Source organism: Streptomyces sp. LZ34 (genome assembly GCF_053890475.1).
The window spans coordinates 12,384,446-12,392,410 of sequence record NZ_CM132680.1 but is presented as its reverse complement, the minus strand read 5'-3'; the positions used below and the strand labels follow the sequence as shown (position 1 = coordinate 12,392,410).

The window sequence follows — 7,965 nt, the reverse complement described above, 5'->3', positions numbered from 1 at the left end:
CGTGGCATTGGAGTGCCCGATGTCGATCGCGTCCCCCGACACGTGAGGAGATGTGTCCGCTGTGGCCACCCATCGGGCAGCTTCCTCTTCCGAGCCGTACTTCGAGACCGCCTCACGAAGAAGCTGATTCTGGCGCTCCGGAGAACGCCAGCCGCTGTTGACGTAGAACTTGACGCCGTCGTCAGCGGCATCCGTCGCCGCTTCGCGCAGGGCCCGGAGCAGATCGGGGTCGAGGTTGGCTACGGCGGGATACCCGTCATCAAAAACTGTCACGCCGTCGGGGACGGCACCGTCAGCCTCGCCGAGCGCACCACGGTGCTCACTGCGATGAGTATTCAAGGGTGATGGGGCCGAGGAGGACGGTGGTGCGGCCGAGGAGGACGAGGCATTCTGCGACTGGTAGCCGAGGGATGCGCTGATCGCTGCTATGACGACTATCAGGCCGACGACAAGGAGCCGGTGAATCCGGCGGGTCGTTGTTCGTGCAGATGGTGGGGTTCGAGTCATACCGCCAGTCAAGGCAGTGCGGAGTTGCCGGCACGTATGTGGTTTTCGATATGCCGACGATATGCGTCGGCTCGTAGCATCGAGAGCATGCGTGTGTTGATCGTCGAGGACGAACCCTATCTGGCAGAAGCCATCCGCGATGGCCTACGCCTGGAAGCGATCGCGGCCGACATCGCCGGTGACGGCGACACCGCTCTGGAACTACTGAGCATCAACACCTACGACATCGCCGTCCTCGACCGCGACATCCCAGGCCCTTCCGGTGACGAGATCGCCCAACGCATCGTCGCCTCCGGCAGCGGCATGCCCATCCTCATGCTCACCGCAGCGGACCGTCTCGACGACAAGGCCTCCGGGTTCGAACTCGGCGCCGACGACTACCTCACGAAACCTTTCGAACTCCAAGAACTCGCGCTCAGGCTCAGAGCACTCGACCGCAGACGTGCCCACCACAGGGCTCCCGTGCGAGAGATCGCAGGTCTGCGGCTGGACCCGTTCCGCAGAGAGGTCTACCGGGACGGCCGCTACGTCGCGCTGACCAGGAAACAGTTCGCAGTGCTCGAAGTCCTCGTCGCTGCCGAAGGCGGTGTCGTCAGCGCCGAAGAACTCCTGGAACGCGCGTGGGATGAGAACGCCGAGCCGTTCACCAACGCCGTACGCATCACCGTCTCGGCACTGCGCAAACGGCTCGGCGAACCCTGGATCATCGCCACCGTGCCAGGCGTCGGCTACCGCATCGACACGCAACCAGAGGCCGGACACGCGGGAGGAAACCGTGGATAGGGCACCTGGGTTGAGCGTTCGCCTCAAACTTACCCTCAGCTACGTCGGATTCCTCATGATTGCCGGCGCCCTGCTGCTCGCGGCGGTGTGGGTGTTCCTCCTGCGTTACGTCCCCGAGCGTGCGCTCATCGTCCCCACTGGCACCCTCACTCATGGTGTTTTTCCCGTCCGGTCCAACCTCCTGCGCGTTTTCGTTCCGAGGGCAGTCGCAGTGTTGGCATTCCTGCTGGTGTTCGGCCTCGTGGGAGGGTGGATCCTCGCCGGCCGGATGCTCGCCCCGCTGACCCGCATCACCGACGCCACCCGCCTGGCCTCGACCGGATCGCTCTCCCACCGGATCCGGCTACCGGGCCGCAAAGATGAGTTCCACGAACTCGCCGACGTCTTCGACGGCATGCTCGAGCGGCTCGAAGCGCACGTCGCCGAACAGCAGAGATTCGCGGCCAACGCCTCTCACGAGTTGCGCACCCCGCTGGCGGTCTCGAAGGCACTTCTCGACGTGGCCCGCACCGGTCCGACACACGACGCCGGCGAAGTCATCGACCGCCTCCACGCCGTCAACACCCGAGCGATCGACCTCACTGAAGCATTGCTCCTGCTCAGCCGCGCTGACCAGCGGTCCTTCACCCGAGAACAAGTCGACCTGTCTCTCCTAGCGGAAGAAGCCACCGAAACACTCCTCCCCCTCGCGGAAAAGCGTGGCGTCACCATCGAGAGCTGCGGCGACATCACCCCTACGGTCGGATCGCCAGCGCTTCTGCTTCAGCTGACCATGAACCTCGTGCACAACGCGATCGTCCACAACCTGCCTGAACAGGGCACCGTGTGGGTGAATACCAGCGTGCGCCCCAAGACTGTGGTGCTCACTGTCGAAAACACCGGCGAGAAGCTCACCCCACAGCTGGCCTCGACACTCACCGAACCATTCCAGCGCGGCACCGAACGCATACACACCGACCACGCAGGCGTCGGCCTCGGCCTGGCGATCGTCAAAACCATCACCCACGCACACAACGGAACACTCACCCTCGCCCCGCGCTCTGCCGGCGGGATCCGCATCACTGTGGAACTACCCGCGATATCCCCGCACACCGACAAGTGAAGAATCAGGGAATTGATGCGCGGCCATCACAGTAAATCTGCGACAAGAGCACTGATGGCAGGAGGCTGAAATCCCCACAGAAGGCACTGTCATCATTTCGAGAATATCGAATTCATTCGGACGTCTCCGGCGTCCCTCTCCGGGCACATGCACGACCGATTCGACTTCGACTCCGACGCCATCTCGGAACATTTTCGACTCTTCTTCGATTGTCGTGCCCTGTCGGCAGACGATGGCACCCTCAAGTGATCAACGCACCACCCACGGATGATCAGGCGGCCGTGGAGGCACAGGTGCGTGACTACGGGTTTTCGCCGACTCAGCAGGACGGGATCTGGAGACGCTGGTGTGAGGGGCAGTCGTTCAGCCTGATGGGGCGGGCGCTTGGGGCGCCGATGCATCACGTTCGCCGGTTTCTGTACCAGAGCGGCGACGTCCGCCAGGCCCCGCAGCAGCGGCCGAAGCGGCATCTGCCCGGCAACGAGCGCGATGAGATATCCCGCGGTATCGCGGCCGGCGAGTCGGCCCGGCGTTTGGCCAAGCGGCTGGGCAGATCAGCGTCGGCCGTCTCCCGCGAGATCGCCCGCAACGGCGGCCGGGACCACTACCGTGCCACGCCCGCAGACGCGGCCGCCTACGCGCGTGGGCGGCGGCCCAAGCAGGCCGAGCTCGCCCAACAGCCCGCTGTGCGGGCGCTGGTGGAGGCCAAACTGGCGCTGTGCTGATCGCCCGAGCAGATCGCGGGCCGACTGCGACGGCAGTTCCCCGGCGACGCGTCCATGCAGGTCTCGCACGAGGCGATCTACCTCTCGCTCTTCGATCCGCGCCGCCGCCAGGCGATCGACCGCAGTCTCGCCCAGCGGCTTCGGTCAGCGCGGCCCATGCGCCGGCCGAAGGCCGCCCGTCGGCCCACCGGGCGGGGCGTGATCCGCGGCATGGTGTCCACCTGCCGCACGAATTTGAGTGGAATGACCGATTGGAGAGGCGGCTGACGAAGCTGTAGGTGCAGTCACGGGTCCGTGTCCGTATGACCCGTCCCCGCCCTTGACGTGCGATGCCGGTAACGGCGTGGTGCGAAGCTCACGGGAAAGCCCAAGGACTTCCGTTCCATCCGGGAGTTACCGGCAAGGGGAAGACCGGACGGGTGAAGAATATGAACTCCCGATGATGCCTCGTGATCCCAAGCCCCGCCGATGGAATGCGTGAGTGGGGTGTATGGCTAGCCGTTGAGAAGCGGCAGGCGCTGGCTGGTCATTCGTGTGGAACGTGGAAACCCCGTTTGGGTCCGGGCCGTTTTGGCTCGGTCAGCCGACCGCGAGGAAGGCTCAACTCCCCAGCGGGAACAGGACGGCCCAACAAGCCAACGCCGGAAGCCGAAAGGAAACGGGAACCTGGGGCGTCATGACCGGCCTCTCCGCCGGTTGCCCCGCATAACCGTCCGGATACGGGCACGCTACCCGGAGCCGAAAGGGTGCTGACGTGGGCCGGGTGAGCCTGTGCAGAATCACTGGATAAAGACGACGGAACCGAGGGGCAAGTTGGACACCACGCTGATAGCGGACGGGGCGGCTTCGGCCCTCCGGCTGCATCTGCTCCGGTGAACGGACCCGAGGGCGAAGACTTGGACTGGTCGTCGATTGACTGACGGCGGGTCGAAGAAGACGTACGGCGTCTGCGACAGAGAATCTTCACGGCATCGCAGGCAGGGGATCTGAAGAAGGTCCGCAATTTGCAGAAGCTGATGCTCCGGTCCCGCTCGAACACGCTCCTGAGCGTGCGACGGGTCACGGAGATCAACGCTGGACGCGCGACGGCGGGAGTCGACGGAAAAGTCGTGCTGCCTTCCCAGTCCAAGGCCGCATTGGCCAACTGGGTCCAGCATCGCTCCCGACCGTGGATTCCCAAGCCCGTCAAGGGGGTGTTCATCCCCAAACCGGGGACCATGAAGAAGCGCGGACTCGGAATTCCCGTGATTGTTGACCGGTGCCTGCAAGCTGTGGCCCTGGGAGCATTGGAGCCCGAGTGGGAAGCGCGGTTCGAGCCGAAGTCGTACGGCTTTCGGCCCGGCCGCGGCTGTCACGACGCGATTGGGGCCATCTACTCCACGCTCAACGGGAAGAACCCGCAGCGGGCGTGGGTACTCGACGCGGACCTGACGGCGGCGTTCGACCGCATCGACCACGCCCGGCTCATGGCCTCCCTCGGCACCTTCCCCGCCCGGGGACTGGTCCGACAGTGGTTGAAGGCCGGGGTCGTGGATCGGGGTCGGTTCGCCCCGACCGAGGAGGAGACTTGGCAGAGTGGGGTGATCAGCCCGTTGCTTTTCAACGTGGCCCTGCATGGAATGGAGAAAGCCGCAGGGGTCCGCTATTACACAACCGGCAGAGACGCCGGGAGTGCACAGAGCGGTAGCCCCGTGCTGGTGCGGTACGCAGACGATCTTGTCGCGATGTGCACCAGCCGTGAACAGGCCGAAGAGGTCAAGGAACGGCTGACTGCATGGCTCGCACCCAGGGGGCCCGGTGGCCCTGCGAGGGGCCAACGCCGGAACCGGTGGGTGTTCGGTGATCGCGACAGCGGCGCCTACCTGCTCAAACTCTCTTGGACGAAGATAATCCGGCACCAGTTGGTCAAGGGGAAGACGTCCCCAGACGACCCCGCCCTGGAATCGTATTGGGCTCAGCGGCGCCGCAAGGGAACTCCTCTGCCAGTCGACGCAATGACCGTGTGCCTCCTGCAGGCGCAATACGGCCGCTGCCCGACCTGCGGAGGACTCCCGCTGCATGCCGACCACCCTCCACAAAGCCCGCAGGAATGGGAAACGTGGCGGGCCGTCATCCGGAAAGCGATCTCCAAGCAATACATCGCGTTCCCGGACGCGAGCGCGCCGGACGGTCAACGACTCCGTCTCCTCCACACCCATTGTCAGCGACGGGATGGAGCCGCCGCGATGACGAGTCCAGCACTTTTGCCTGCCGGCGAACCTCTGGGGCTTGCCTGAGCCGTGTGCGGCGAATAGCTGCTTGCACGGTTCTGAGGGGGCGTGCGACACGAAGTCGCACGAATCGAGTGAATTGCACTGGAAGGAGGATCAGAGGTGTTGATGGTGTAATTCCGGGCTAGTTTCCATAGGCCCGTTCCCGCCCTGACGTGCGTTGCGAGTAATCGCGGGGTGCGAAGCTCAGGGTTCAAGCCCAAGGGAGCTCGTACCATCCGAGCGCAACAGGCGAGGGAAAGGCTGATGGGTGAACGAAAGTGAACCCGTGATGATGCTCCGTCACAGAAAGCCCTGGAGATGGCAAGTAGGACCAGGGTGTAGGGCTGGCCGTTGGAAAGCGGCAGGCGGCGGCTGTGCAGCTCTACGCAGCCGTAAGGACACCGCAGCCTCGGAGTTGAGCGGGCACCCTTCCCAGCTGTATCTCGATCGTGCGAAACGTGGTAACCCCGTTGAGGTCCGGTGGCGATAACCGGTAGGCCGACCGTAAGGAGAGCTCAACTCCCCAGCGGGAACAGGATGGTCCAACAAGCCAAAGCCAGCAGCCGAAAGGAAACAGGAAACCGGATGTCGCGAACTGGCACCTCCGCTGGTGACCTCCGTATAACTGGCTGGATACAGGCTCTTGCCTGGCCCAAAAGGGAGCTGACGTGGACCAGGTGAGCCTTTGAATGCTCACGCCGCAAGGACAACCGAACCAAAGGACAAGTTAGGCACCATGACAACGCGGACGAGCGAGGCGGCGCCGGCCGTCGTGCCTGCTCCGAGTCTGGTGAACGGACCGGAGGACCTGGACTGGCACTGGGATGCCGTAGATTGGGGGCATGCCGAAGCCCAGGTAAGACGTCTGAGGCAGCGGATATTCAAGGCAACGCAGGAACGGGACCTCAAGAAGGTCCGCAATCTGCAGAAATTGATGCTCCGGAGCTTTTCCAACACGCTGGTCAGCGTGCGGAAGGTCACGGAGGTCAACGCTGGACGCCTGACACCGGGGATTGATGGGAGAGTCATCACGACCTCCCAGGGAAAGACAGAGTTGGCGCAAGCCTTGCGTTGCTCCGTTCGAGAACCCAAAGCCCGGCCAGTCAGGAGGGTCTATGTAGCGAAGGCGAACGGCAAGCGGCGCCCACTGGGAATTCCCGTCATTGTTGATCGGGCGCGACAAGCCCGTGTCGTCAATGCATTGGAGCCAGAGTGGGAGGCCAGATTCGAGCCGAGATCCTATGGATTCCGGCCGGGCCGCGGCTGTCATGATGCGATCGAGACCATTTTCACCACAGCGTGCGGAAAGAACGCCAAACGCCTGTGGGTGCTCGACGCAGATCTCAAGGCAGCCTTCGACCGCATCAGCCATGATCACATCCTCAGCCAGCTCGGCACCTTCCCTGCGCGGAAGTTGATCCACGGCTGGCTGAAGGCAGGTGTGGTTGAGAGGGGCTGGCTCACCCCGACCCGCGAGGGAACGCCTCAGGGCGGCGTGATCAGTCCATTGCTACTCAATATCGCCCTCCATGGAATGGAGAGTGCGGCCGGGGTCCGTTATCGCACTGGCCAAGACGGAAACATCGTCGAGGTGGTGCGTGGTGCCCCGGTGCTGGTCCGCTACGCTGACGATCTTCTCGCCTTATGCTCCAGCCAGGAGCAAGCCGAGTTGGTCAAAGCGCGGTTGAGTGAGTGGTTGACTCCCAGGGGTCTCACCTTCAACGAAGAGAAGACCCAGATCGTCCATCTGACACATGGGGTCGATTTCCTAGGGTTCAACATCCGCCGTTACGACAGTGGAAAGCTCATCATCAAGCCCAGCAGAGACGCCGTTAAACGAATCCGGAAGCGACTCGCTGATGAGATGCACGCCCTACGCGGCGCGAATTCGGCGGCAGTCCTGGCCAAGCTCAATCCCATCATCAAGGGTTGGGCATGCTACTACCGGACCGTGGTGTCCAGCCGAATATTCAACGCGCTGGACGCTTATGTGTGGAGGCTCACCTACCGGTGGGGTCTACATAGTCACCAGAACAAACCCACACGCTGGGTTGTGGATCGGTACTACGGCGCTTTCAACACCACCAGGAAGGACCGATGGGTCTTCGGCAACCGTGACAACGGTGCCTATCTCATTAAGTTCTCCTGGATTCCGATCGTTCGGCACCAGGCGGTCAAGTCCGGGGCGTCACCAGACAACCCTGAGCTGGCCGAGTACTGGGCTAAACGACGACGCAGGAGAAAACCACCGCCCCTCGATCAGCCGACCTTGCGCCTACTCAAAGCGCAAGAAGGACGCTGTCCGGAGTGCGGGGACTACCTTCTGTACGCCGACCAGGAACCACAGGCCCCGGAGGAATGGGGAATGTGGTTCACCGTCGTCCGCAAGGCTCTCCGCAAAGAGGTGTTGACCTTGCAGAACGACGGTCCTGGCGATCGGAATCGCATCCATCTCCTGCATAGCTACTGCCATCACCGACGCTCAATCAAAATGGCAGTAGACCAGCGAACTCGGCAGAACCTGCCAGCCCTTGTGGCTTGCCCGAGCCGTGTGCGGTGATAAGTCGCATGCACGGTTCCGAGGGGGCAGCGGCGC

The 7,965-nt window shown here is 63.3% G+C and carries 5 protein-coding genes and 1 pseudogene; 5 read left to right on the top strand and 1 reads right to left on the bottom strand.

Annotated features, from left to right (window positions below; all coding sequences use genetic code 11):
- A pseudogene (locus ACWY4P_RS53235) lies at nucleotides 1-507 on the bottom strand (D-alanyl-D-alanine carboxypeptidase family protein); the annotation flags it as partial.
- Nucleotides 508-594: 87 nt separating this feature from the next.
- Between ACWY4P_RS53235 and ACWY4P_RS53230 the strand changes: the two are divergent.
- The 5 genes from ACWY4P_RS53230 to ltrA all read left to right on the top strand — a co-directional run bounded on the left by ACWY4P_RS53230 (nucleotide 595) and on the right by ltrA (nucleotide 7,929).
- Nucleotides 595-1,290, top strand: a complete 696-nt coding sequence (locus ACWY4P_RS53230) for a response regulator transcription factor (protein WP_456208011.1) — start codon at nucleotides 595-597, stop codon at nucleotides 1,288-1,290.
- Complete coding sequence (locus ACWY4P_RS53225; RefSeq protein ID WP_456208010.1) at nucleotides 1,283-2,392, top strand: sensor histidine kinase; 1,110 nt, start codon at nucleotides 1,283-1,285, stop codon at nucleotides 2,390-2,392. The genes ACWY4P_RS53230 and ACWY4P_RS53225 overlap by 8 nt, the downstream gene beginning before the upstream one ends.
- A gap of 395 nt (nucleotides 2,393-2,787) precedes the next feature.
- On the top strand, nucleotides 2,788-3,117 hold the full coding sequence (locus tag ACWY4P_RS53220; protein WP_456208009.1) for a helix-turn-helix domain-containing protein: 330 nt from the start codon (nucleotides 2,788-2,790) through the stop codon (nucleotides 3,115-3,117).
- Between the two features lie 947 nt (nucleotides 3,118-4,064).
- Nucleotides 4,065-5,393, top strand: coding sequence for a reverse transcriptase domain-containing protein (locus ACWY4P_RS53215; RefSeq protein WP_456213357.1), 1,329 nt, complete (start codon nucleotides 4,065-4,067; stop codon nucleotides 5,391-5,393).
- Nucleotides 5,394-6,105: 712 nt separating this feature from the next.
- Nucleotides 6,106-7,929, top strand: coding sequence for a group II intron reverse transcriptase/maturase (gene ltrA / locus ACWY4P_RS53210; protein ID WP_456207948.1), 1,824 nt, complete (start codon nucleotides 6,106-6,108; stop codon nucleotides 7,927-7,929).
- Nucleotides 7,930-7,965: the final 36 nt, after the last annotated feature.

Excerpts from the sequence above, each read along its gene's own strand:
- ltrA (WP_456207948.1), top strand. The coding sequence starts at position 6,106 with ATGACAACGCGGACGAGCGAGGCGGCGCCGGCCGTCGTGCCTGCTCCG.
- ACWY4P_RS53220 (WP_456208009.1), top strand. The coding sequence starts at position 2,788 with ATGCATCACGTTCGCCGGTTTCTGTACCAGAGCGGCGACGTCCGCCAG.
- ACWY4P_RS53230 (WP_456208011.1), top strand. The coding sequence starts at position 595 with ATGCGTGTGTTGATCGTCGAGGACGAACCCTATCTGGCAGAAGCCATC.